The sequence below is a fragment of the Hymenobacter roseosalivarius DSM 11622 genome (assembly GCF_900176135.1).
GTDB lineage: Bacteria > Bacteroidota > Bacteroidia > Cytophagales > Hymenobacteraceae > Hymenobacter > Hymenobacter roseosalivarius.
The window spans coordinates 40,791-62,636 of record NZ_FWWW01000055.1; the positions used below are offsets into that span (position 1 = coordinate 40,791).

Annotated in this window: 19 protein-coding genes and 1 tRNA gene; 7 read left to right on the top strand and 13 right to left on the bottom strand. The window is 56.3% G+C overall.

Going from position 1 to position 21,846, the window contains the following annotated elements:
- Positions 1 to 21 precede the first annotated feature (21 nt).
- The 8 genes from B9A24_RS07395 to B9A24_RS07430 all read right to left on the bottom strand — a co-directional run bounded on the left by B9A24_RS07395 (position 22) and on the right by B9A24_RS07430 (position 9,899).
- Positions 22 to 1,557, bottom strand: a complete 1,536-nt coding sequence (locus B9A24_RS07395; RefSeq protein ID WP_084444539.1) for a TolC family protein — start codon at positions 1,555 to 1,557, stop codon at positions 22 to 24.
- Positions 1,554 to 2,942 carry an HlyD family secretion protein gene (locus tag B9A24_RS07400; RefSeq protein ID WP_084444540.1) on the bottom strand — a complete coding sequence of 463 codons (1,389 nt, stop codon included), beginning with the start codon at positions 2,940 to 2,942 and terminating at the stop codon, positions 1,554 to 1,556. Before B9A24_RS07400 ends, B9A24_RS07395 begins: the two co-directional genes overlap by 4 nt.
- Positions 2,935 to 3,951, bottom strand: a complete 1,017-nt coding sequence (locus B9A24_RS07405) for an ABC transporter transmembrane domain-containing protein (protein WP_084444541.1) — start codon at positions 3,949 to 3,951, stop codon at positions 2,935 to 2,937. The genes B9A24_RS07400 and B9A24_RS07405 overlap by 8 nt, the downstream gene beginning before the upstream one ends.
- Before the next feature lie 193 nt (positions 3,952 to 4,144).
- Positions 4,145 to 5,158 (bottom strand): MBL fold metallo-hydrolase, encoded by a 1,014-nt coding sequence (locus B9A24_RS07410; protein ID WP_084444542.1) that lies wholly within the window; start codon positions 5,156 to 5,158, stop codon positions 4,145 to 4,147.
- Between the two features lie 123 nt (positions 5,159 to 5,281).
- Positions 5,282 to 5,860, bottom strand: coding sequence for a hypothetical protein (locus B9A24_RS07415; protein ID WP_234997072.1), 579 nt, complete (start codon positions 5,858 to 5,860; stop codon positions 5,282 to 5,284).
- Between the two features lie 127 nt (positions 5,861 to 5,987).
- Positions 5,988 to 7,214: an MFS transporter gene (locus B9A24_RS07420; protein WP_084444543.1), complete on the bottom strand. Its 1,227-nt coding sequence runs from the start codon at positions 7,212 to 7,214 to the stop codon at positions 5,988 to 5,990.
- Between the two features lie 14 nt (positions 7,215 to 7,228).
- A complete protein-coding gene (locus B9A24_RS07425; RefSeq protein WP_084444544.1) occupies positions 7,229 to 9,049 on the bottom strand; it encodes a M61 family metallopeptidase in 1,821 nt (606 codons plus the stop codon).
- A gap of 175 nt (positions 9,050 to 9,224) precedes the next feature.
- The gene (locus B9A24_RS07430; protein ID WP_084444545.1) at positions 9,225 to 9,899 is read right to left on the bottom strand and encodes a class I SAM-dependent methyltransferase; all 675 of its coding nucleotides are present in this window, start codon (positions 9,897 to 9,899) and stop codon (positions 9,225 to 9,227) included.
- Between the two features lie 112 nt (positions 9,900 to 10,011).
- Between B9A24_RS07430 and B9A24_RS07435 the strand changes: the two genes are divergently transcribed.
- The 3 genes from B9A24_RS07435 to B9A24_RS07445 all read left to right on the top strand — a co-directional run bounded on the left by B9A24_RS07435 (position 10,012) and on the right by B9A24_RS07445 (position 11,818).
- The gene (locus B9A24_RS07435; protein ID WP_084444546.1) at positions 10,012 to 10,731 is read left to right on the top strand and encodes a phosphatase PAP2 family protein; all 720 of its coding nucleotides are present in this window, start codon (positions 10,012 to 10,014) and stop codon (positions 10,729 to 10,731) included.
- Between the two features lie 119 nt (positions 10,732 to 10,850).
- Positions 10,851 to 10,932 (top strand) — tRNA-Leu (locus tag B9A24_RS07440).
- 187 nt (positions 10,933 to 11,119) lie between these two features.
- Positions 11,120 to 11,818, top strand: coding sequence for a phosphatase PAP2 family protein (locus B9A24_RS07445; RefSeq protein WP_084444547.1), 699 nt, complete (start codon positions 11,120 to 11,122; stop codon positions 11,816 to 11,818).
- A gap of 26 nt (positions 11,819 to 11,844) precedes the next feature.
- Here B9A24_RS07445 and B9A24_RS07450 read toward each other — a convergent pair whose 3' ends face one another.
- Both B9A24_RS07450 and B9A24_RS07455 read right to left on the bottom strand, forming a co-directional pair.
- Positions 11,845 to 14,172: a hypothetical protein gene (locus B9A24_RS07450; RefSeq protein WP_084444548.1), complete on the bottom strand. Its 2,328-nt coding sequence runs from the start codon at positions 14,170 to 14,172 to the stop codon at positions 11,845 to 11,847.
- Between the two features lie 126 nt (positions 14,173 to 14,298).
- Positions 14,299 to 14,898, bottom strand: a complete 600-nt coding sequence (locus B9A24_RS07455) for a hypothetical protein (protein ID WP_084444549.1) — start codon at positions 14,896 to 14,898, stop codon at positions 14,299 to 14,301.
- Positions 14,899 to 15,137: 239 nt separating this feature from the next.
- Between B9A24_RS07455 and B9A24_RS07460 the strand changes: the two genes are divergently transcribed.
- Positions 15,138 to 15,836 carry a bacteriorhodopsin gene (locus B9A24_RS07460; RefSeq protein WP_084444550.1) on the top strand — a complete coding sequence of 233 codons (699 nt, stop codon included), beginning with the start codon at positions 15,138 to 15,140 and terminating at the stop codon, positions 15,834 to 15,836.
- Between the two features lie 55 nt (positions 15,837 to 15,891).
- On the opposite strand, the gene B9A24_RS07465 is transcribed toward B9A24_RS07460, so the two are convergent.
- Positions 15,892 to 16,542 carry a hypothetical protein gene (locus B9A24_RS07465; protein WP_143434816.1) on the bottom strand — a complete coding sequence of 217 codons (651 nt, stop codon included), beginning with the start codon at positions 16,540 to 16,542 and terminating at the stop codon, positions 15,892 to 15,894.
- Positions 16,543 to 16,778: 236 nt separating this feature from the next.
- Positions 16,779 to 18,194 carry a dicarboxylate/amino acid:cation symporter gene (locus B9A24_RS07470; RefSeq protein WP_084444552.1) on the bottom strand — a complete coding sequence of 472 codons (1,416 nt, stop codon included), beginning with the start codon at positions 18,192 to 18,194 and terminating at the stop codon, positions 16,779 to 16,781.
- A 201-nt stretch (positions 18,195 to 18,395) separates the two neighbouring features.
- On the opposite strand from B9A24_RS07470, the gene B9A24_RS07475 reads away from it, so the two are divergent.
- Positions 18,396 to 19,424, top strand: a complete 1,029-nt coding sequence (locus B9A24_RS07475) for a dipeptide epimerase (protein ID WP_084444553.1) — start codon at positions 18,396 to 18,398, stop codon at positions 19,422 to 19,424.
- Between the two features lie 8 nt (positions 19,425 to 19,432).
- Here the strand turns inward: B9A24_RS07475 and B9A24_RS07480 are convergent, their stop codons facing one another.
- Positions 19,433 to 20,218: a DUF3667 domain-containing protein gene (locus B9A24_RS07480; protein ID WP_084444554.1), complete on the bottom strand. Its 786-nt coding sequence runs from the start codon at positions 20,216 to 20,218 to the stop codon at positions 19,433 to 19,435.
- Between the two features lie 403 nt (positions 20,219 to 20,621).
- Here B9A24_RS07480 and B9A24_RS07485 point away from each other — a divergent pair, with 403 nt between their 5' ends.
- Positions 20,622 to 21,071 (top strand): MarR family winged helix-turn-helix transcriptional regulator, encoded by a 450-nt coding sequence (locus B9A24_RS07485; RefSeq protein ID WP_084444642.1) that lies wholly within the window; start codon positions 20,622 to 20,624, stop codon positions 21,069 to 21,071.
- Between the two features lie 51 nt (positions 21,072 to 21,122).
- Positions 21,123 to 21,794: a YceI family protein gene (locus B9A24_RS07490; RefSeq protein WP_084444555.1), complete on the top strand. Its 672-nt coding sequence runs from the start codon at positions 21,123 to 21,125 to the stop codon at positions 21,792 to 21,794.
- Positions 21,795 to 21,846 lie beyond the last annotated feature (52 nt).

Below are 21,846 nucleotides of genomic sequence, written 5' to 3' on the forward strand. Positions count from 1 at the left end.
AGATAGAACCGGCCCGGCAATCTAGTCCACGGTGAGCGAACGGGTGCCAGCGTAATAATACAGCTCTGCCAACGACTTTTCGTAGCTGGCTCGTAGTCCCTCCTGCTTGATTAAAAGGTCAATTAATTTCGATTCCCGGCTATTGATCAAAAAAATAGTGCTTTCTCCCAAGTCATATTTCTGTAATTCGGCCTGCAAAAGGGTGCGCTGATTGGCAATGGTCAGGGATTGCACGGCCAGTTGCCGCTCGTAAGCCCGGAGCGCGTTGTAGGTGGCCGTGACTTGGTTGAGAATCGTGCGCTGGCTCTGCTGCTGCTCCAGCACCGTTTCCTGCACCTGGAGGCGGGCCTGCTGGAGCTGCCCGCGCTGCTGCCGCAGAAACAGCGGAAACGCAAAGTCGACCCCCAGCCTATAGTTGCCGCAGCCAAAATCATACGTGGGGGGTAGTTCGGTGCGGTAGAAATCGCCCCGGCTGAGCAGCGTGCCGCTCACGTTGATGCGGGGTTTGAGCAGCTCGCGCCGGTAGCGTTCCTCCACGCCCAGCTGCCGGATTTCGGCCCCCAGCCGGAGCAGGGTCGGGTGCTGGGTAGCGGCCTGGTCGGTGAGGCGGCCAAACTCCTGCGCGCTTACGTTGTCGAGGCGGGCGGGCTGGGGAACGGCGCGTTCGGGTAGCTCCACGGGCTGGGCATTCTGGTTCCAGAGGTGGTTGGAGAGAATCAGGCGGGCGTTTTGCAGCTCTACCCGGAGCTGTTCGGCCTGCACGAGCCGGTCCTGAGCAATAATACGAGCCTCAACGGAATCGATGGGAGCCTGGTCGCCCAGATCTACCCGGCGGCTGATGGCCTGGAAACGGGTTTCAGCCAGGTTCACGCCCTCCTGAATTAGCGTGGCCTGCTGGTAGGCATAGTACCAGTTCCAGTAGTCTTTGGCCGCTTGTAGCCATACTTCATTGATTTGCTTTACGCGGTCGGCTTCGGCGGCCGTCACCAGAATTCGGGCCTGCCGCAAGGTGCTGCGCCGGGCATCAATCAGCAGCCCTTGCCCCAGCGGCACCGCCAGCCCAACCCCCGCCAGCCCGGCCACCGGCGTCTGGGTTTCCGGGTTCACGTAAGTGCCCACGTACCGGTCGTAGCCAGCCTTCAGGTCGATGCCGCCCGGCCAGAGCGGCACCCGTAGCTCGTTGGCCCATTTGTTATAATAGTCGGTGCCCCCGAATACTTTGCGGTTGAAGCCCGCGTCCAGCATCGGGTCGAAGCCGCCGCGCGCCTGGAGCACCTTTGCCTGTGCCCCGGCGCTCAGCAGCGCCGCCTGCTTCACAATCGGGTGATGAGCAAACACGATTTCGGCTAAATCCCGCAGCGAGAATATTTGGGCCGTATCGATGGGTTGAGGATCAGCTATCTGCCGTCTATGGTTCAGGGCAGGCGGCGAGGCGGGCAGCTGCTGACCTGTACTTTGGGTTATGTTAGCGGGCCAGGCCGCAATCAGCAGGAGTAGCAACCGCAAAAAGCCCCCCGACAAGCCAAATGCTTGATTTGGATAAATAAAAGGCCTCATGACGGGGTTACCTTTTCGTCGGGTGACCCCTGGGTGGGTGTGCTATTCGCTGGCTCAGCTTGCAGGCTAGGAGGGAAGCCGTTTAGCTGCCGCCAGATTTCGTACCAAACCGGGACTGAATCCAGAATAACCCAACCGTACACGCCCGAGCCAATTCGCAGCTGCCGGGGCCATTCGTGGTCTTGTTGGGGCGTGCGGGAGGGGCGAATCAGGAGCCGGTAGCGACCATCCGTGCTGCTGACCACGTCAATAACCGCCACTTCGCCCCCAAACGTGCCAACCGCCACCGACGGCCAGCCCGAAAACTGAATGGCTGGCCAGCCATCAAACTGGAGTCTGGTTTGCCGGCCCCGCTGAATGAGCGGTACATCCATGGCCCGAACGTACAGCTCAGCGGCTAGTACGGGGGCTTCGGGCTGGAGCGTGGCAATTGACTCCCCTTGCTTGATGGTTTCGCCGATGCCCGCTTTGAGCGTACGGACAACGTAGCCGGTTTGTGGGGCCCGCACGATGTAGAACGCCCGCCGTACTTCCACGTTGCTGATACGGTTGCGCAGCGCCGCCACTTCTCCCTCCGAGCTTGCCTGGCTGGATACGGCCGAGCTACGGTCGGACTGCGTTTTGGCTAAGGTCTCCTGATACTTGGCCCGGATTTCAGCTAGCTCGATGCTGGCATTGCTGAGCGACTGACGGGTATTGAGCAACTTATTGCGTTGGGCCACCACCTTGGCCAGATCTTCCTGAAGCTTTAAGCGCCGCGTTTCAATGTCAGTGAGGGAAAATAAGCCGTTTTTAAACCCTTCTTCGTAGCGCGCCAGCCGGTTTTGGGCAATCTGGTAAAAGTTGGTGACGGCCACCAGATCGGCGCTGTCGATGGTCACGGTATTACGGGCCTGCTCTACCCGGTTGCCAGCAGCGGCGAGCTGCACGGTCAGGCCCGTTTGCAGGGCCGCGATTTGTTGGTTGGAGGCGACGATCTGGGCACTGTTGGCGGCTACGTTGCTGCGCTTTGCGGCCAGCTGCTCGCGTAGGCGTTCGGGCAGGTTAGGATCAAAGTACTCATCCTGAATCTCAGAGATGGTTAGGATAGTATCCCCCTTCTTTACCAGCTCACCTTCGCGCACGGCCCAGCGCTCGATACGGCCCGCAATAGCATTCTGTACCGTTTGCGGGCGGTCCTGGGGCGTGAGGGCGGTCAGACGGCCATAACCTTGGATGGTCTGTCGCCAGGGCAGAAACAGAATAATCAGGAAGGCAATACCAATAGCCAGCAAGACGCGGCCCAAGCGCCGGCTGGCCTTGGGGTCGAGCACCTCCTGACGGGTGGTAAGGGGAAATTCCTCCCACGCCTTCCGGGCAATTTTCTGGTTGGATAAGTTAAGCATGAGTTTCCGTCGTGGCGTTATCCAATAGGGGCAAATCCGTTACGGCAGCTAGCTTTTCCACGCCAGTCAGCATATCGAAGACGGTGCCGATGCCGGTTACCAGCTTTTCAATGGCGCTGCTGACTTGCACGATAATGACCTCCGCCGCCACAAACTGACCCAGACTCATCTGCCGCGACACGACGAACAGCGTGCCGGCGATGAGTAGCCCCCCAATGAGGATAGTGCGTAAGAATATCGCGTAGCCGAAATAATACTTCAGCACTTTAAAATGGCCATTGCGGGCGCGCAGGTATTCGGCCGTCAACTCGTCGGTACGCATAATGGCCTGCCGCTGCTGCTCCTCATTGTTGCGAAACTCGGGCAGCCGGCCCGCCACCTGCTCCAGCCAGTCCACCACTTCGTACTTGTGAGCCGACTCCTGAATACTGGTGCGCAGCGCCCGCCGATAGTGAATGACGTAGATCAGCACAAGCATCAGGATGGTAAATATTCCAAACGCAATAAAGATGGGATGGTAGAAGCTCAGGACAAGCAACCCGAACACTATCTGAAAGCCCCCGAACATCAAGTCAATCAGCAGCTTGGTGAGCCCTTTCTGGACCGTAAGAATGTCGAAAAAGCGATTGACCAGCTCCGGCGGGTTTTCACCGGCCAAGGATTCGGGCTGAATGCGTGGCAGGCGGTAAGCAAATTCCAGGGCTGCCTTGGCAAATAAGCGTTGCTCAATGGCTTCCACCAGCGTTATCTGGCCAATCAACAAAATGCCCCCCAGCAGGACGCCCAGCACGACGACCGCAATGAGAATGTAAGTAGAGCCAAAGACGGCCCCCGTCGAGACGAGGTTGAAGACAGCCTGCGTCCCTAAGGGTAAAGTAAGACTGATCAGGCCGGTGACGATGGCGTAGAAAAGAATGAAGCGAATGGTCTTGCGTTCGGTATCCAGCATGCCGGTCAGGCGCTGCCAAGGGGTAGGAGGAGGAGGTAAACTGGAAAAACGTGATGCCATGTAGTATAAAGAGTGAAAGAAATTGGACAAGTGTGAAGCCCGACCCGCACGCCAATATGCGTTCTGACCAGGCCATAGCTGGCTCTCTGCCACCAGCTCGCACTCTGGTCAACAGGAGTTATTGCCAGAGGTTAGCTTTCCACAAAAGTAATTCAGCCTTAGTTGTTTTCCTCCTTCGTGGCAGGAGGTACAATTATTCCCACTCTGACCAGCGCATCACCTCCCCCACGGCGGGCGCGTGCAGCTCGCCGCGCAGCATCTGGCCGTTGGCTACTTCCTGAAGGGTGCGCAGGGGCTCAGAAGCGGGCTCGTCGGAGAGGTCGAAGGTGCCGTAATGCATGGGGACTACGTGGCCGGCGCGCAGAATATTGGCGGCTTTAGCAGCCTCGTGGGGGTCCATGTGGCTTAGTTGCATCATGAAGGCGGGCTTGTAGGCACCGATGGGCATAATACACACATCCAGAGGGCCAAACTGCTTTTCTATCTCCTCAAAATGCCCCCCAAAGCCACTGTCGCCACAAAGGTAGAGCAACTTGCCCGCCACGCGCAGCATAAAGCTGCCCCAGAGTACCTGGTTCATATCCAGCAGGCCGCGGCGGTGCCAGTGGGCGGCGGGCAAGTAGGTGATTTCCAAGGGAGAATTGCCCCCCAGATCATATTGCTGCCACCAGCCTGCCTCCTGCACTTGCAGGCTGGGAGCCATACCGCGCAGCAGCTTGGCCATGTTCAGCGGGGCCAGCACCTGCATGTTGGGGTTCTGGCGGGCTACTAGCTTTATAGAAGCTTCGTCGAGATGGTCGCGGTGGCCGTGGGAAAGGAGCAGGTAGTCGATGCCGGTGATGTCTTCGGGGCGGCAGGGCAGGGGGTGGCGCCGGCGCAGAAACCTGGAATCCAACAGGATTGGATCGAAGAGCAGCGTAACGCCGGCTACCCGCCACAGAAACGTAGCGTGGCCCAGCCACACCAGCATATCCTCTTTCGAGGTGAAAGCCTCAGCGCAGGACACCACGGCGGGCGTCCAGGTGTCAGCTTTCTTCTCGGCCTTCTGCGGGTTTTCGGTTAATTGCCAGCGTATTACGGTGCTGAAGCTGGGCTCATAGAGCGTGTCGCCGTTGCAGAATTCATTCCCGATCATCTTGTTGCCAGGATAATGCGGGCGAATGGTTTTCAGATTTTCGTTGCGGCGATACGTAGTGCGGGCAGCCATAGAAGGCAAAATAGAAGTTGGAAACAGGTTAGAAAGGTAAGCAAGCAGCCTCTTCAAAGAGCTAAAAAGCCCCCCAACCGTGGCTGGGGGGCTTTTTAGGTGACTAATAAGCAGCACGAAGGGTTACCAGCCATATGGATAGCCCGGCCCCATCCCGAGTCCTGGCGACGCGCCCGTAGAGTAGCGCACCCCACCCGATACGGAGAAATTTTCGGTGATATGATAATCAGCCCGCACGTTAACGCCCGAGCCCATATTGCCACCACTAAAGCCTCGAATGCCAGGCGCGGGGGGCAAATTGGAGAAGTCGCGCCAGGCCGTGCCGGTCAGTGATACGCGCGGACTCAGCGCATACTCGGCTCCGGCCTGCACCAAGTAATGATTGGTAGCCAGCGGAGCGGTAGCAACCGGGCCGTCGGTGGCAGGGCCGTAAAATGTGCCCGGCAACACGCGCATATACGTCAGGCCCGTGAATAGGCGCAAGCGGTTGGTAGCCTGGTAGCTGGCCGTGGGACTGAGGTAGGTAGCGGAGCCAAACCGACCCGCAAACGTAGCGCCGGCGCTCAGGTTATACGACACCCGCGAGCGTAGTAAGCTGGGCGTTGGCGGACCAGCTTCTCCCTCAATAGGAGTTTGAGCCAATACGTTGCCTGTCAGGAAAAGGCAGGCTCCGATAAGGAAAGCGGATACTTTAGAAAGCATAGATCAAAGCAAAAAGCGCAGAACCAGAAAGCAGCTTCAAGTTACGAAGCTGGAAACTAGTAGACCCTACTCAGGTCGAATTGGTTGCTCTTTGCAACGAAGAAAAGCCTTTGATAGTGCTTGAGGTTTAGGTGTGGGTTGCCGGGCTCAACGCCGTGCCGCGTCGTGCCTGCCACGCTACGGCTGCTAGGCACAGCGCAAACCAGGCCCACGGCAGCCGCAAATCCAGCACCGATAAACCCGCGAATACCAACGTAGTAGCGAAGCTGGCCAGCCCCTGCAACGCCTGATTCAAGCCAAACACCTCGCCTCGGTTGGCCTCGGTAGTGCGCTGGGCCAGCAAGCCTTCTAGCAGGCCCTGAATTAGAGAAAGCGTGAGGCAATCTAGTGTTACCAGCACATATAAGCTCACCCGCGACGAGCCGATAAGTCCGTAGCCGGCCAGCACCGGTACGCCCAGCGCCGCCAGCCAAAAAATAGCCCGCCGCTGATTGATACGGTCGGCGAAGTAGGTGTAAAATACATAGTTGAGGCCGATACTCAAGGCCCCAAAAAACATAAAGAAGTAGGAAATAGCCTTCGCATCCATCTGCTGCTCGCCCAGGCTTACAAAAGGCACGAAGTAGAAATAATAGCCCGTGCTCAGCGTAAGGGCCACCTGCATGAGCACGATGCGGCGTAGGTCGCCAGCTGGGGTGTCCTGGGCGCGCAGCCGGGCCCACAGCGTCAGCGGGTTCAGGCCACGACTTAGCTCGGCGCGTAGCTCGGCCCCGCGCACGGGCGAGCGTTGGCTGTGGGTTTCGGGAAGAAGAAAGCTGAGCAGCACATTCACCGCGGCCAGACTCACCGCCAAGCCTGCTACATAGGCCGCTTCCTCGGCTCGGGGCACGTCCAGCGTGGTCAGGAGCAGGCCGGCGGCCATTGGTCCTAGCACGAAGCCCAAAGAGATAATGGCCCCCTCAATGCCCAGATTTTTGAACAGGTCGTCCTTGCCTGAAATGTCGGTGATAGAGGAGCGGATCGTGGCGTACATGCCGTTGGTGAGGCCGTCGCTCAGCCGATTGACGAAATACAGGCCCGTGCGTACCGGCAGCAGCAAGGCCGTGGCCAGCAGCGTGCCCGCCGCCGATAAAATCAGGATAGGCCGCCGCCCGTACCCGTCAGAAAGGCGACCTAGGAGCGGCGCTGAAAACAGCTGTACACCCAAAAACAAACCCGTGCCCAACGACAGCCACAGCTGCGGCTGCGGCAACGCGCGCACATACTCCGGCAGAATCGGCCCGATAGCCGACCCCACGATGACATCGAGCAGAATAACTGCGTAAATAAGCGCGAGGCGAGGATTTTCAATCAAAATGCTAAGCCAATTTACTTCGCCTTACTTCCCAGCCAGGCCATACGAAACGCCAGTTGCTCGGGCGTAGCGGTGGGGGCTGGTACCACTTCCACCGCCGGAACCTCGGCCAGCGTGACTTGCACGGTGCGCACGCCGGTACGGGAGCGGACTTCTACCGGAACCACGTCACCGGGCTTTTGCTTGCTTAGCAGCTTCTGCAATTCCTGCTGTTTCCTGATCGGTTTGCCATTGAATTTGAGCAATACATCTTCGCGGTCGATGCCGGCCAAGTAAAGCGGGCTGCCGACCAAGGTGCTATTGATAATAGTAGCGCCCTGGGGAGAGTAAGCTAAGTCTAGGAGCCCCATGCTGGGTTGGCCGGGATTGGCGCGGCGCACCAGTAAGCCGGCTGGTGCCAACAGCTCTTCGTAGTTGGGTAGCTCGTGGCCGGTGATATGCGTACGGAAGAACTGACCCGCGAAGGCCGTGTCGCGGGCTACTTCGCCCAGAATTCGCTGCAAATCCGGGAGCGTGTAGGGGCGCTGGGGGGCAAAATTTTGCTGAGCCTGGCCGTGCTGCCGCCATACGGTCCGCATATAGGTATCCAGATCGGTCTTATAGTTCTGGCGCAATAGCAGGTCGAGAGCCAGCGCATTTGCCCCCCCAATGGTATAGTAAGAGAGGTAAGTGTTGCCGCGGTTATTCGGGTCGATAGCGGCGGCGGCGTCTACGAATGGGGCCTGCTGGCTCATCTGCACCGGCGAGTACAGGCGGGCACCGGGCGAGTTTACCATGCTATTGACGATGGTTGTCAGCTCCTGCATGTACTGCGCTTCGGTGAGAATACCGGCCCGGCGCAACAGCAAATCACCGTAGTACAGCGTAAAGCCTTCCGCGAACCACAACGCCTCGCTCTGGTTGGCGCGGTCAAAGTCGAACGGCTCCAGGGACTTTGGTCGGATGCGCTCCACGTTCCAGGCATGAAAAAACTCGTGCGACACCGTGCCCAGATTATCAATTGCCTCTTGCCCGCGCAGGGAGCGGGCGCTGGTGAGGGAAGTGGAGTTGCGGTGCTCCATCCCGTCGCCGCCGGTTTGAGGTAAGTAATTGGCAATAAAGGTGTAGCGGCCAAAATCAAAGGCGGGCAGTTCGCCAAAAACGGCGCTGGCCTCCCGTACTATTTTCTTGGTTTGGTCGGCATAGGTATCCAGCTCGGCTGCCGTGCCCTCGTGGAGCACCGCCAGCTCAATGGTTTTACCTTGTTCCTGCCAGGTGCGCACCTGCTGGGCACCCAGGGAGATAGGCGAGTCCATGAGGTGTTGCAGGTGGGGGGCGAAATACGTGTTGGGGGCTGTTTCGGGGCGCAGTTGGGTAGCTACCTGCCAGCCAGCAGGCAACTCAAACTGCACCTGAGCCGGGCGCTCTTCCAGACCACGGGCGTAGGCCAGGGTTGCAGGAATATTCAAATGAGCGTGGCGCTCATCAATGCCCGCGTAGGTGCCGTCGGTGCGGTCACCGAAAAGGGTGTAGCTAAAGCGCACGGTGCCATCGTGGCCGGCTACATCCCAGCCGGAAGGGTCGGGGCGACTGATAGTCAGAACTTTCCCTTTGGAGTCGGTGGCCTTTACGGCGTACACGTTTTTGGCAAACTCATGCAGGGCGTAACGCCCCGGCGAGCTGCGCGCCATGCGTACCTGCAATGACCCAGATTTCAGATCAGAAAAAACCACAGTCACTTGTGCCTCATGGTGCGCGGCATTCGGGAAAGCCAGGCTGTACCGCACCGGGGCCTGCGCCTGGGCCGTGCCGCACAGCAGACCAGCTAAGAGAAAGGAAACGAAGATTTTTTGCATAGCAGCAAGAGGTGGAGAGGAGGGAGGGTGGAACGGTAAAAATGGGTGATTTTTCAGCGGCAAAAGCGAAATTTTCAAGTAAAGGAGCGTCGACCGTGCCCGTCGTTGTTTCGTTGTCATAAATGGCGGTTATGGCGCGCCACTAACAACGACGGGCGCGTGCAACGCGCCCCTACTAAATACTAAACGCCGCTGCTTCCACCATTTCCCCAAAAAACCGCGCCTGCCAACGCTGACGCAGGCCCAGCCGCGCCAGCTCGGCGGGCCAGGGCGGCAGCTGCCGGGCGTGGATGTTTGCCGTGAGGCGAAAAAAACAGTACATCACCGCCAGCAACAGCCGCTGCCACCAGGTGGATGGGGGGCAAAAATCGGCCACCAGCCAGACCGCGCCGGGGCAACTAACGGCTTGCAGGCGCAGGAGCAGCCGTCGCAGATCCGGGGGAGTAAATAAATCGAGCAAGAAAAAGGTTACAACTGCGTCAAATTGGGCGCCGGGGGGCAAATCGGCTTCCGTACCGAGCCGGAACTCGACCTGGGCGGCACAGGCGGGCGGCAGCGCCCGCAGCCGTGCCCGCGCCTTGCGTAGCATCACGGCCGAGGCTTCCAGGTATAGTATCCGCGCCGCCGGTCGCCGCCGGAGCACTTCGCCCAGCACCCAGCCCGTGCCCCCACCCGCTATAAGCACGTACGGCGCGCCGGGGGGCAAATGTGCCAGCGCCGCCTGCTGGGCTCGCCGCAAAGCCGAGCCAAACACGAGCCCGGCCAGCGGATCGTAGAAAGCTGCTACGAAATCAAAGGAAGCCGGTTTGCGTTTTATGGGTAGTGCGTTTAAGGTTGACGTAGGAATCAATCAAAGGAAGTAACCAGAGATACGTATCGTTAAAACGCACATCAGTTTGAGTGGTTTATAATTACGGTGCGTTTCTGCTTTGCTGTAAACCAGATAAACACGTACCAAACCCATGACCAATGCCTTGCGTCGCTTAGTAGCGGGCTTTCTGTTATTCCTCACCGAATTTGCCATCACCCTTAGCCTGGGGGTGTTGGGAGTGGTATTCTTTTTGGCCGTCAGCCGGGAAGTATTCGACCAGGATGCTGCCCGCTTTGACGCGCAGGCTTTTCGCTGGGCCCGCGACTTGCTGGGAACCGAGCGGCAGGCGTGGGTCGAAACCATTACCTTTCTAGCGTCGCGCAACTTTATTACTGCGCTTGGCCTCAGTCTGATTGGCTGGTTTCTGTTGCGCCGCCGCCACCGCTGGTACTCCCTGCTTATTCCGGTGGTAGCCCTGGGCAGTATCTCGCTCAATTTAGTGCTGAAGAATTTTTACAATCGGCCGCGGCCTTTACTGCCCCTGACCTCCGCGTCGGGGCTGAGTTTTCCCAGCGGCCACGCCATGATCAGCGCCTCCTTCTATGGCCTGCTGATTTATCTGGTGTATACCCATGTGCGGCGCCCCGCCTGGCGCTGGCTGCTGATTGCACTTCTGGGGCTTCTTATTCTGCTCATTGGCCTCACGCGCGTGTATCTGCGTGTGCATTACGCCACCGATGTGCTGGCGGGCTTCACCGCCGGCATTGTATGGTTGCTAATCGCGATTCCAGTGCTACGGCGCGTGGAGTTTCAAACAAAAAAACGCCTTAAGCGTCGCCTGCAACCCTCTGAAGAACAGCCCGCAAGCTAGGATAATGGCTGGTTGAGCAGAAATTTTTGAGAAAAGAATTGTCGGAAAGCCTTGGCTGCTCCTATCTTTGCAGCGTTAAAAGACACCTCCAACGAGGAAAATGTGTTTTAACCTGTGTTGCGCTTGTGGCGAAATTGGTAGACGCGCTGTCTTCAGGCGGCAGTTCCGCAAGGTGTGGGAGTTCGAGTCTCCCCGAGCGCACAACAAAAAAGCTGGTCCTTTGGGGTCGGCTTTTTTTGTTTATGGGTCTTAAAAAGCCCCCCAGATTCGTGTTTTAGCTTCTTGAAAGGGCCATAATCAGTTTTGTGCCTAAAGGCTAGAACTTAGCCATCTACATTTTGGAAGAAAGAACCGCGAAATTAAATCGAGTGAAGCGCTATTTTTCGGTATGAAAAACCTCACCGCCCGATTCCTGAAGCTGCTGGGGCTGCTGACGATGGAGATTGTGCTGGTGAGTGTGTTGTTTTTAACAGCGTTCGTGGTGTTTTTTTACCTCACGCGCATTGTCTTCCAGCAGCAGTCGGAGGCGCTGGACGAGGCCGCGTTTCAGTGGATGGATGCGCACAGAACTCAATGGCCCGCCCTCACGCCGTTGATGCGCGGGGTCACGTTTTTTGCTTCCGCGCCATTTCTGGTGGCCACCGCCGTGCTACTGCCCGCGGGGTTGGCCCTGCGCAACTACCGCCGCGAAGGATTGGAAGTATTCTGGGCCATAGCGGGCGCGGCTCTCCTGAATCATCTGCTAAAAACCCATTTTCATCGTCTGCGCCCTGATACGGCGCTGTTGAAGCAATATGGGCTGAGCTTTCCCAGTGGCCATGCCATGATTGGGTTAGCGCTGTACGGCTGTTTAGCCTGGCTGCTGTGGCGTCATGGCCGCCACCCGGCCTGGGCGCTGGCACTGCTGCTGTGGGCGCTTGTAATTGGTCTGAGCCGGGTGTATTTGCATGTGCATTACTTCACCGATGTGCTGGCAGGCTTTGCCGCTGGTTTGGCGTGGCTCATCCTACTGCGCGCAGCTCTGCATCTGTGGTGGCGCGAGCAGGCTTTACGCGAGCAGGCTGTATTAAATGCAGAAAGTAGTTGACTAAACCCACTTCTGCAGTTAGTAATTTATCCGAGCTTCACTTTCACCCGAAGGGCCAGTAAACCTTTTACGCCCTGCAACTCCTCCAACTCCAACTCCTCTACTTCCGCCTCCAAAAGGCCGCGGTCTTGCAGGTAGTCGAGGTATTCGAGGTACTCATCGGCCTCACGCTGCTGGGCGTAGACGAGGGCAATGTAGCCGGGCTGAGTTAGCCGCTCGCCCGTGCCCAACACCGTAGCCTTGTCAATTCGCTTCTTAATTATTTCGTAGCGGATGTTATAAGCGCCGTCTACGTCAAATTGGCGCTCATCCAGGCGAAATCGGATGTTAAGCGGCTGACCATGAATGAGAATCAACTGGGTGATTTCTAATGGGACGGGTAATTTGTCCCGCAGGTCCGTCGTCCGGCGGGTGATTTCTATCATTACCAGCAGCTGCCATAAGCGCAGGTTTTTCAGGAAAACCAGGTCGAAAGGCTTGTTCTCTACTAGCGAAGCGCCCACGTAGATATTGTGCTCTACACCGTCAGTTTTGAGACGCTGGAAGTAGTGCGGAAACATTTCCTGCGCCTTTTCCTCTTCCTCATCCAGGTAGTCGCTCACCGTATCATTAAGCAGCGTTACGCTTTGCTCGAACTCCTTGCGGCGCTTATACAGGATGCCCAGCTCGGGGTCCATGTTGGACCAATAATTCGCAATGACGGGCCGCAGCTCGGGGGTGTTCTGGGATAAATAATCGAACAGGGGCTCTACTTCCGTCTTCAACGACTCAAAAATGCTCACCTCGTCGCCGGTCAGGATGCCCTGGCGCAGACGGCGCAAGTGTTTCGATACGTAGAATTTCAACTCGTCCAGAATAGGCAGAGCCTGAAACTCCGAAGCCTTTTTCAGTACTTTATTAGCCAGGGTAAGATGCTCAATCAAGTCGCCTTGGATAGCGTCGTTGCGGGCCGTACTGCTGCTGCGAATGTCGCTGGAGCCGTGCAGCGGATACACATCATGAAACACGATGGGCTCAATTTCCGCGTTTTTGTTGCCTTCTTCCACCTTAGCCAGCAGGTTCAGAGCCGCGTCGGTGAAGCGCCACTCCATGGTGGGGTGAATGGCCGTAAACTTCTCCCTGATGATGGCCTGTACGCGCGTCTGAATCTCCTCGGCGTTACGTTTCACCGCTACCGCGAACAGAGGCACGAACTGGTTGACTTTCTCCAGGCAAAACTCATCCAGATCGTTCACATTCGGCGAGCCTAACTCAAGCAGACCTACCGTGTCGTCGCCGTAGGGCAGCAGGGCCAGAATAGCGCTGCGTATACCAATGCCCAGAATCTGCTGCCGCAAATCTTCGGGAATGTCGGCCTGCTCCACGTCTTCGAGTACCAGCGGTTGGCGGTCTTGCCAGAGCTGGGAGTAGATCTGGCGGAAGCCGCTGCCAGCTTCCTGATGTGCCAGCTGCTTGGTCAGAAAACTGTGGTTTATTTTACGGCCGAAGTCAACAAACGCCTTTTTCTTCTCATCGTAAGCGGCAATGCCCAGCTGTAGGAAGGGCCGCGCAAACAGTACCCGCAGCTTTTCCTGAATTTGCTCGAGGCGGTCGGAGGCTTGCAGCACGTCGCGTTCCAGCAGGTCATACTTCAGCTCCGACAGAATTTCCTGCTCCGTGACGTCGGCCAGATTCAGGACGTTAAAACCCACCAGCTCAAAGTTGCCGGGGGGCAAAAGCTCCTGCCATAAGTCGGTGCGGTGCAGGTTGTGGGTCAGCATATCCAGCTGCGCCGACGTAAGCGCGGGCCGCTCACCCACTATGCGTACATCCAAAAACGTGGAATCGAAATCGACGCTATAGTGGCGATACAGGCCGATGTTATAGTCGGGAACGGTGAAGGTAATGGCGCCCGTAATTGGCAGCTTCACCCCGTACACCTTGTCCAGAATCAGGGCATAGGCCATCCGCGCCATGTACAATTCCATCGTGCGCGCATCCACGTTCAGTGGCTGCTTGATATTTTGCTGCGGATTGAGCAGCACTTCCGCAAAGCGTGGCGTGTGATAAAAGCTATAACGCTGAAAAGGCGGAATGACGCCGCTAATGGCTGTTTGGAAAGATGCGGCCGGAATAACGGCCAGCATAAGCGTTTCTACTAAGTCGCAGTTGCACTCAAGGGTAGCATGATCGGAGATGGGGCCACGGGCCCACTCAGCAGCGGCCACCTGCTCGCCGATGGAGCGGGCCAATAGCGCCACACCCGGATTAGCGTCGGTTTCGCGAGCGTGCCAATACGCAATCAGCGGCTCCAGGCTCAGAGTCGTCGTGAATGGAAAAGCCGTGGCAACATGAGAAGATAGTTCTTTCAGCATGACAAAAAGTATAACCCCGGTGGTGATTAATTAATTTGCAAAATGTGGCTATGCAGCCCGGCAACGCTAGTATACGCAAGATAAGTAAGACTGAGTACAGCTGACCGTAAGCTCATTATCAAAGATTTAGCGACTAAGCACAACAGGCTTTGGTTCCTCGTTTTGAGCAGTGGTTACGTCCACGATGGTGCCCGTCGTACTCGGCTTTTCGGCTCTGGTTACGCGCAGCTTTTTGCCCTCGTTTTGATAGCAGGTGCAGCATCCATCGCCTAGGAAGCGGCCCGCCAACGTAATAGAGTCAAGAGAGTAGAAGATGGTTTCGGGGGGAGTAGCGGTTCCTGGAAAGTGCCGAACGACGTAGAGCTGATACTTGTAAGCGTCGAGCTTACGGCCGCCGCCTGCGGTGAAGGGAGCCGTAGTGTTGAGCACGATAGGCTTGGCAGTAAGCGCCCGTGAGCGGATGATGCGGGTCGTGTCATTGGGCACGACGGGCGCGTTGGGGGGTAGCTGCACCAATGGATCGACATAAGGATAGCGTACCACCACGACCGTATCGACATCAGCAGACCGGAAGCCAGTAGCACCGAGCGAATCAGCGAGGTTGAATTGAAAGTAGATGGCATCTTCCAGGGTGTCGTCGCACTCGCAGGATACGCTGCCGCAGCAGGCACTTACGGCCGTGGCCACCAGCAGCCCCAGCAGCCAAGCAGATAATTTACGCATCATAGCCGGTAAAGATAGAGGGCTGACCGCGGATACGGAGATAAAAAAGCCCCCCGGCGCAAATACGTAACGAACAGATTGACGGGAAATTCTACCCATAATTTTGGAAAGCTTTACAGCTAAACCTAAATGATGATGGTCTATGATTTCTGTATTAAAATAGGATTAAATAAATTTTAATTATAACAATTACCAAATACTATAAGTATCCAAGGGTTCCCGCACACTATCTGCCACGAGCTATGACTGACACGACACTTTACACCATTTACATTGTTTGTATGCTTTTGGGAGCCTTTTTGTTCCTGTATTGGGGTCTCTCGGATCGGCGCGGCGTGCCTCGTGCCGAGTATCTGGTAGCTTTCCTGATTCCGGTGTGGTCGGCCACGGCCTACTTCGCGCTTTCTACCGGGCAGGGTACTACCGAGGTGGGTAACACCACTCATTTCGCCCGCTACCTCGATTGGATAGTTACCACGCCTTTATTGCTGTTCGCGTTGGCCTCCACGGCCATGTATTATATCAAGAAAGACCGGGTTATCATCGGCGGCTTGGTGCTGGCCGATGTATTTATGATTCTTACCGGCCTTATCGCTGACCTTTCTACCGGGTCCGTGCGCTGGGTGTGGTACGGGCTGGGCGTGATAGCTTTCCTGGGTATTCTATGGACGCTTTGGGGGCCACTACGGCAACGGGCGCATAGCCAAGGCCCAGAACTGGCTAGCGTCTACAACCGCGCCCTTAGCTTCCTGACTATTCTTTGGATTGCGTATCCGCTTATTTGGGCGCTCGGCCCCACGGGCATAGGCGCCCTCGGTCCTTTCACCGAAAAGCTGCTGTTCGTCGTGGTGCCTATCCTCTCTAAAGTAGGCTTCAGCATTGTCGATTTGTCGGGGCTGCGCTCCTTGCGCCAACAGCCCGATGAGTTAGCTTTTGAGTAAACGCTTATTTAATTAAGCACGAAAAAGCCCCCCAGCTACGTAGCCGGAGGCTTTTTTAGTTCGGACTGGTGGCTACAGTCTGGCCCATTATCACTTCGATGGGGCCACGGTTTGCAAACTCGGTTTTCAGGGCCACAGCGTCTACTTCCAACTGGGGTCGAATCTGGTCGAGGGCATGGCGGAGGGCTAGTACATCGGCCAGGCGGGGGGCGTCGCTTTGGGAGTAGCCATGGTACATGGCCACCCGCACCGACGATTGGCCCGTGCCGGCATACGTGCCTAGTAGCTCGCCGTGGGCATCATATAGCTGCACTTCAGCTCGCACCCTACTGCAATACCACCCGAGCGGAATACCCAGCACGGAGGGGGTAAGTAGGGTCGCCATCTGAAAAGCCTGCAACGCCCGGCCCGGTCGCGACACCGAAGCTTCCATTATTTGCAGCTTCACGTAGCCAAACCTGGTGCTGTCGCCGGTGTCGATAATGTTCTGATTGAGCTCCTGCTCAAACATCTTGCGCGCGTCGTCATATTCGGTGGCCTCCGAAACCATGAGCAGGCTATTGTCAACGTCGACCTGCAGGGCGGGCAGGCGGCTGCTGAGGCTGGCTGGCGTGGCTTTAAACAATACTTTGTCCGCCGATTTACAGCCTGACAGGATAATTCCGGACAACAATAAGAGGGTCAGGCACCGCAGAGCGTGTTTCATAAACGTTGTCTTTCAGAGCGATAAGCACATGGCTATATCAAAAATAAGACAACTTTAGCACCGAATGTGATGCTTTATAGAAGGTTATTCAATAAATAATACATTTAATTGAATAACTACCAGACTTGCTATGCATAAGCTTAACCGGAGTATTTACAAATGAAATAGGTCCACTGATTCCCGAGCAGGAATCAGTGGACCTATTTCATTTTTCTAATAACGCGCACCCAGGTTTATTAGTGCGTATGCTGAGCTAATGCACTGTCTTCCTCAGCGAGGTCATCTAGTGGTGTAGCTACATAGTTATCTACGAATTCGCCTTCCCAACGGGCTACTACGGCCGTAGCCAGGCAGTTACCAATTACGTTTACGGCGGTGCGGGCCATATCCATGAGTGCATCGATGCCCAGAATGATAAATACCGGCCACGAGGGTAAGTTGAACGAAGCCACCGTGGCCAGCAGAATCACGAGGGAGGCGCGTGGGACGCCCGCCACGCCTTTGCTGGTAAGCATCAGCGTAAACACCATGACCAATTGCTGACCAAAGCTGAGCTCAATGCCCGCCGCCTGCGCTACGAATACCGCTGCCAGCGAAAGATACAGCGTGGTGCCATCAAGGTTAAAGGAATAGCCCGTCGGCATGACAAAAGCCACGATGCGGCGCGGCACCCCGATGCTTTCCATGGCTTCCATGGCCCGCGGCAAAGCGGCCTCCGAGCTGGTCGTGGCAAAGGCAATGCTCACCGGCTCGGCAATGGCCTGGACAAATCGCTTGATCGGGATGCGGGCAAAAAAGGCAATGGGCAGCAGCACCAGCACCAGGAAGGCAATGAGAGCCACGTACAACGTGAGCAGGAGTTGGAAAGCGTTGAATAGTGGGGCAAAACCCATTTTGCCCACGGTGTAAGCCAAAGCGCCGCCCACGCCCAGGGGGGCAAAAAACATGACCACGTTGGTGAATTTAAACATCACCTCCGACAAGCTTTCCATTACTTCCAGCATAGGACGGCGATGCTTCCCGTGCACCATGGCCAGGCCGATGGCGAAGATGATGGCAAACACAACTACCTGCAATACCTGTCCTTCGGCTACCGATTTGGCGATGTTCTCGGGGAAGATGTGCAGAATAATATCGGCGGTAGACTGCTCTACGGCTTGCAGCTGCTCAGTCGTGTCGGCCCCGGCTTGGCTGATGCCGACGCCGGCTTTGCTCAGATTGATGGCTGCCAAGCCGATGAAAAGGGCAAACGTGGTAACTACCTCGAAGTAGACCAGGGCTTTAATTCCCATTTTGCCTACTTGCTTCAAATCGGCGTGGCCGGCAATACCCACGACCAGCGTCGCAAAAACCAGGGGAGCGATAATGGTTTTCACCAGGCGCAGGAACACGTCGCTGAGCACTTTCAGATTCTGGGCGAAAGTGGGGTAGTCATTGCCGATTTCAGCCCCCACAAACATGCTGACTACGATCCAGAAAGTAAGTGAGCGACGCTGGGCAGCATAGGCTACCAGGGCGGCCAGCGCAATCCAGCGAGCTGCTCTCGGCACGGCGAGCGGCAGAGCCCCTGGGTTGTAAGCCGAAAATATGGTGAGCGCTAAGGCTACCAGAGACAAAACCAGAATTAGCGGAACGAGGCGCGAAAACTTCATGCAGAATAGGGTGGGGGATTACCAGAGAAGTCAGCAAAGATAAGTTTTCAGCCAACAGTTACGGACGATGAGTAGTGCGCCGCTGATTATTAGTTGTAGGGGGCTTTTTATGAGACCCGGCCTAGCTGGATTTGGTGCCGCAGAAAAGTAGCTTTGCGCTCCGCCCACTCTTCAGCCTATTCCTGCCCCATACTCTACGCCATGCTTTGGACCATCGAAACGCGTGAGCTGCCGCTGCGCTACACCTGGAAAATATCGCGCAACGCCTCCACCGCCAAAACCAACCTGCTCGTGCGGGTGCAGCACGAAGCCGGCGGAGCGGTAGGCTGGGGCGAGGCGGCACCTAACGTGCGCTACGGAGAGTCGCCGGAGGGTCTGCAAATGGAGTTCAAGCAATTACTAGCTGGTGGGCTGGATCAAGTAAAGTCGTTGGATGAGCTAACGGAGTTTTTGGGTCATCATTCCGTAGCGCATGCGTTGAGCTTTGCGTTGGAATCGGCCTACGTGCACTGGCAGGCAGCACACACGGGGCAGTCGGTAGCGGCGGTCCTGGGCTTACCTGAGCCGGCGGCGGCCGTGCCTACCGCCTTGACGCTACCCATCATGCCCCCCGATGAGGTAGCTGCCTTTATTCGGGAGCAGAACATGGGGCGGTTTTCTCTGCTTAAAATAAAGGTAGACCAGGCCAGCGGCTACGAGTTGCTGCGCGAAGTGACCCGTGCTTTACCAGGTCGCCAACTTATTATCGACGGCAACGAAGCCTGGACCGACGCCGACGCGCTGTTGCGGTTTCTGGAAAAAATTGCCCCCCTGCCTGGCCTCGTGGTACGCTTGCTGGAGCAGCCTTTGCCCGCCGCCTGCACCGACCACTACCGCTACCTGCGCCCTCGCTCGCCGTATCCCGTTTTCGCCGACGAGTCGGTAACCAACGACGCCGATTTTACCGACATCGCCCGGCAGTTTCACGGCGTGAACATGAAGCTGATGAAAGCCGGCGGCTACCGCAATGGCCTGCGCCTGCTCGATCAGACCCGCGCCCACGGCCTCGATACGATGATTGGCTGCATGGTGGAGACGACGCTGGGCATCTGGGGGGCAATGCAGATAAGCAGCCAGGCCCAGGTATGCGACCTGGATGGGTTCATCATCATTCGCGACGAGCCATTTGGGTTGGTACAGGAGAAAGAAGGTTTGTTGCGGGCTCAGATTGCCGTACCTAACCTTGGATAGCAGCCGGCTTACCCAAATACATACCAGCGAAACAGCAGGCTATTCAGGGCGTAGCTGCCGGCCGCGCTGAGCAACACGGTGAGAAATGCCCGCCAGTTCGCGCCCGCCCAGGTAAGCCCAAGCCCCTGCCGGCCCACCAGAATCAGGTAAAGCAGAATAATGCCTATCTGCAGGCTGCTGGCCACGTTGCTGCTGGCCAGGGCTTTGAAGCGTACTACCCATAAGGCGAACAGGATCAGCGCTAGATAAAGGTTGAAGGCTGATCCTATAATAACTTGCACGAAGAACGACTCGGCGTAGTTGAGGCCTCGCTTGCGGTAGACCAGCCACGTAAATAAGGCGTACATAGGCAAAGCCAGCAGCAGCCACCACAGGTTGTAGTACTTGCCCACATAATGAAAGTACTTTACCATGCGGGCCAGTTCTTCGGCAGGCATCCGGCTGGCGTAGCGGCGTTGCATTTCGGCTCCTGTGGCTTCGTAGTAATTCAGAAGTGCGGCCGCCGCGGTAGCCAGGGCTACCATGAGCAGCATAAACTGAAAGGGATTGAAATAGCGCTTACGTCGGCCCGCCAAGTAATCGGCTACCACCCGGCCCGGATAAAATAGTAGCTGGGGTATGTAGCCCACAATAGTATTATCGGCATGGGTAAAGACGTGGAATATCTCGTGCGCTACGTGGCCTACCGTGAGGCGGTGCGGATGGCGCTGCCCGCAGTTCGGGCAGAAGGAGCCAGCTGGTAGCTGCTGGTTGCAGTTCAGGCAGGCAGCGACAGCAGCGGAATCAGTAGACATGACGGACACAAGAAGTGGAAATAGAAGTAAGGGGCTTTTCGTCTGATTCGCGGGAATATGCGTCTCTTGCTGCGCCTGTATATGTCTGGCGTGCTTACTTGAAAGAGCGATAATGCTTTATTGGATTACTTGTTAAGATAATTGGATGACCATTAGTTAACAAAGCACAACAGAGTACATTGTGTAGCAGCAGTGCAACCACAGGTCTACCAGTGAGACTTTAAAACATATGGATCTACTGCTTCAATAAAGCCCACTGCCTAGCTTGCTGCTCATTCAGCCAATGTGGGGATAATAAATATCTAAAATACTTAATTAAAAATTATTTTGGCGAACGATGTTACAACATTAAATGTATGTACATATATTTGTAGCATCATTCGGCAACAGTACGCCGCCGCTCATGAAAATCGAAGACGAAATCAAGCAGCCTACTTTCAAAGACGATTACCAAAAAGCCCATATCAATCTGATATATACCACGGGCTGGCTACAGTTGCGTCAGGCAGCGGCTTTCCGCGAGTTCGACGTTACGCTACCTCAGTATAACATTTTACGCATTCTGCGCGGTCAGCATCCCAAGCCCGCCACCGTCAATCTGCTTATTGAGCGCATGCTCGACAAAACCAGTAACGCCTCCCGCATTGTAGATAAGCTGGTAGCCAAAACTTACGCTACCCGCACCGTTTGTCCCAGCAACCGCCGCGCCGTGGACATTCATATTACCGAGGCGGGGTTGGAGCTATTGCGCAGTATGGAAGGCACCGTAACGCACCATAACTCCGGCTTACACAATCTTACGCCCACCGAGGCTGCTCAGCTGAGCGACCTGCTTGATAAAATCCGTGACTGACGGCTTTCAATCAACTCCAGTTTATCCCTTCATTTTTTTCTTTCTCTGATCATGAAAAAAATTGCTTTGTCAGCTCTCTTCGTTGCTGCTCTGTTTACTGCTCCCGCAATGGCTCAACAGCCAGCCGCCAAGAAAACTACTCCCGGCACCGCCAAAGCGGCTGGTACCGCTTACCAGATTCAGCCTCAGCTCAGCACCTTGGGCTGGGTAGGCAAAAAAGTAACCGGTGAGCACAACGGCACCATTCAATTCAAAGAAGGCAATGTACTGGTGCGCGGCAACCAATTGGTAGGCGGTACTTTCGTAGTCGATATGAACTCGCTGAAAGTAGTGGACCTGACGGATGCCGACAGCAACGGCAAATTGCTAGGTCACCTGAAGGCTGATGACTTCTTCGGCACGGAGAAAAACCCTACGGCTACCCTCAAAATCACGAACATCACCCCCATCAAGGGTGCTGCTGCTGATGCCAACAACGCCACTATCACCGGCGACCTGACTATCAAAGGCATCACCAAGCCCATCACCTTCCCTGCCAAAGTAGGCGTGAAGAACGGGTTGGCTGCCGCCACGGGCGTTGCCACCATCGACCGCACCAAGTACGACATCAAGTACGGCTCGAAATCCTTCTTCGAAGGTATCGGCGACAAGGCTATCTACGACGAGTTCACGCTGAGCTTCAACGTTATTGCCAAAAAAGGCAACGGCGTTGCTGCTAACTAAGTAGCCTCAGTTCTTAATAATGAAAAAGCCCCCCAGACCTATTCTGGGGGGC

Coding starts and splice junctions, on each gene's coding strand:
- B9A24_RS07405 (WP_084444541.1), bottom strand. CDS start 3,951: ATGGCATCACGTTTTTCCAGTTTACCTCCTCCTCCTACCCCTTGGCAG.
- B9A24_RS07435 (WP_084444546.1), top strand. CDS start 10,012: ATGACCAATGCCTTGCGTCGCTTAGTAGCGGGCTTTCTGTTATTCCTC.
- B9A24_RS07465 (WP_143434816.1), bottom strand. CDS start 16,542: ATGAAACACGCTCTGCGGTGCCTGACCCTCTTATTGTTGTCCGGAATT.
- B9A24_RS07490 (WP_084444555.1), top strand. CDS start 21,123: ATGAAAAAAATTGCTTTGTCAGCTCTCTTCGTTGCTGCTCTGTTTACT.
- B9A24_RS07400 (WP_084444540.1), bottom strand. CDS start 2,942: ATGCTTAACTTATCCAACCAGAAAATTGCCCGGAAGGCGTGGGAGGAA.
- B9A24_RS07445 (WP_084444547.1), top strand. CDS start 11,120: ATGAAAAACCTCACCGCCCGATTCCTGAAGCTGCTGGGGCTGCTGACG.
- B9A24_RS07475 (WP_084444553.1), top strand. CDS start 18,396: ATGCTTTGGACCATCGAAACGCGTGAGCTGCCGCTGCGCTACACCTGG.
- B9A24_RS07395 (WP_084444539.1), bottom strand. CDS start 1,557: ATGAGGCCTTTTATTTATCCAAATCAAGCATTTGGCTTGTCGGGGGGC.
- B9A24_RS07470 (WP_084444552.1), bottom strand. CDS start 18,194: ATGAAGTTTTCGCGCCTCGTTCCGCTAATTCTGGTTTTGTCTCTGGTA.
- B9A24_RS07450 (WP_084444548.1), bottom strand. CDS start 14,172: ATGCTGAAAGAACTATCTTCTCATGTTGCCACGGCTTTTCCATTCACG.
- B9A24_RS07460 (WP_084444550.1), top strand. CDS start 15,138: ATGACTGACACGACACTTTACACCATTTACATTGTTTGTATGCTTTTG.
- B9A24_RS07415 (WP_234997072.1), bottom strand. CDS start 5,860: ATGCTTTCTAAAGTATCCGCTTTCCTTATCGGAGCCTGCCTTTTCCTG.
- B9A24_RS07485 (WP_084444642.1), top strand. CDS start 20,622: ATGAAAATCGAAGACGAAATCAAGCAGCCTACTTTCAAAGACGATTAC.
- B9A24_RS07425 (WP_084444544.1), bottom strand. CDS start 9,049: ATGCAAAAAATCTTCGTTTCCTTTCTCTTAGCTGGTCTGCTGTGCGGC.
- B9A24_RS07455 (WP_084444549.1), bottom strand. CDS start 14,898: ATGATGCGTAAATTATCTGCTTGGCTGCTGGGGCTGCTGGTGGCCACG.
- B9A24_RS07410 (WP_084444542.1), bottom strand. CDS start 5,158: ATGGCTGCCCGCACTACGTATCGCCGCAACGAAAATCTGAAAACCATT.
- B9A24_RS07480 (WP_084444554.1), bottom strand. CDS start 20,218: ATGTCTACTGATTCCGCTGCTGTCGCTGCCTGCCTGAACTGCAACCAG.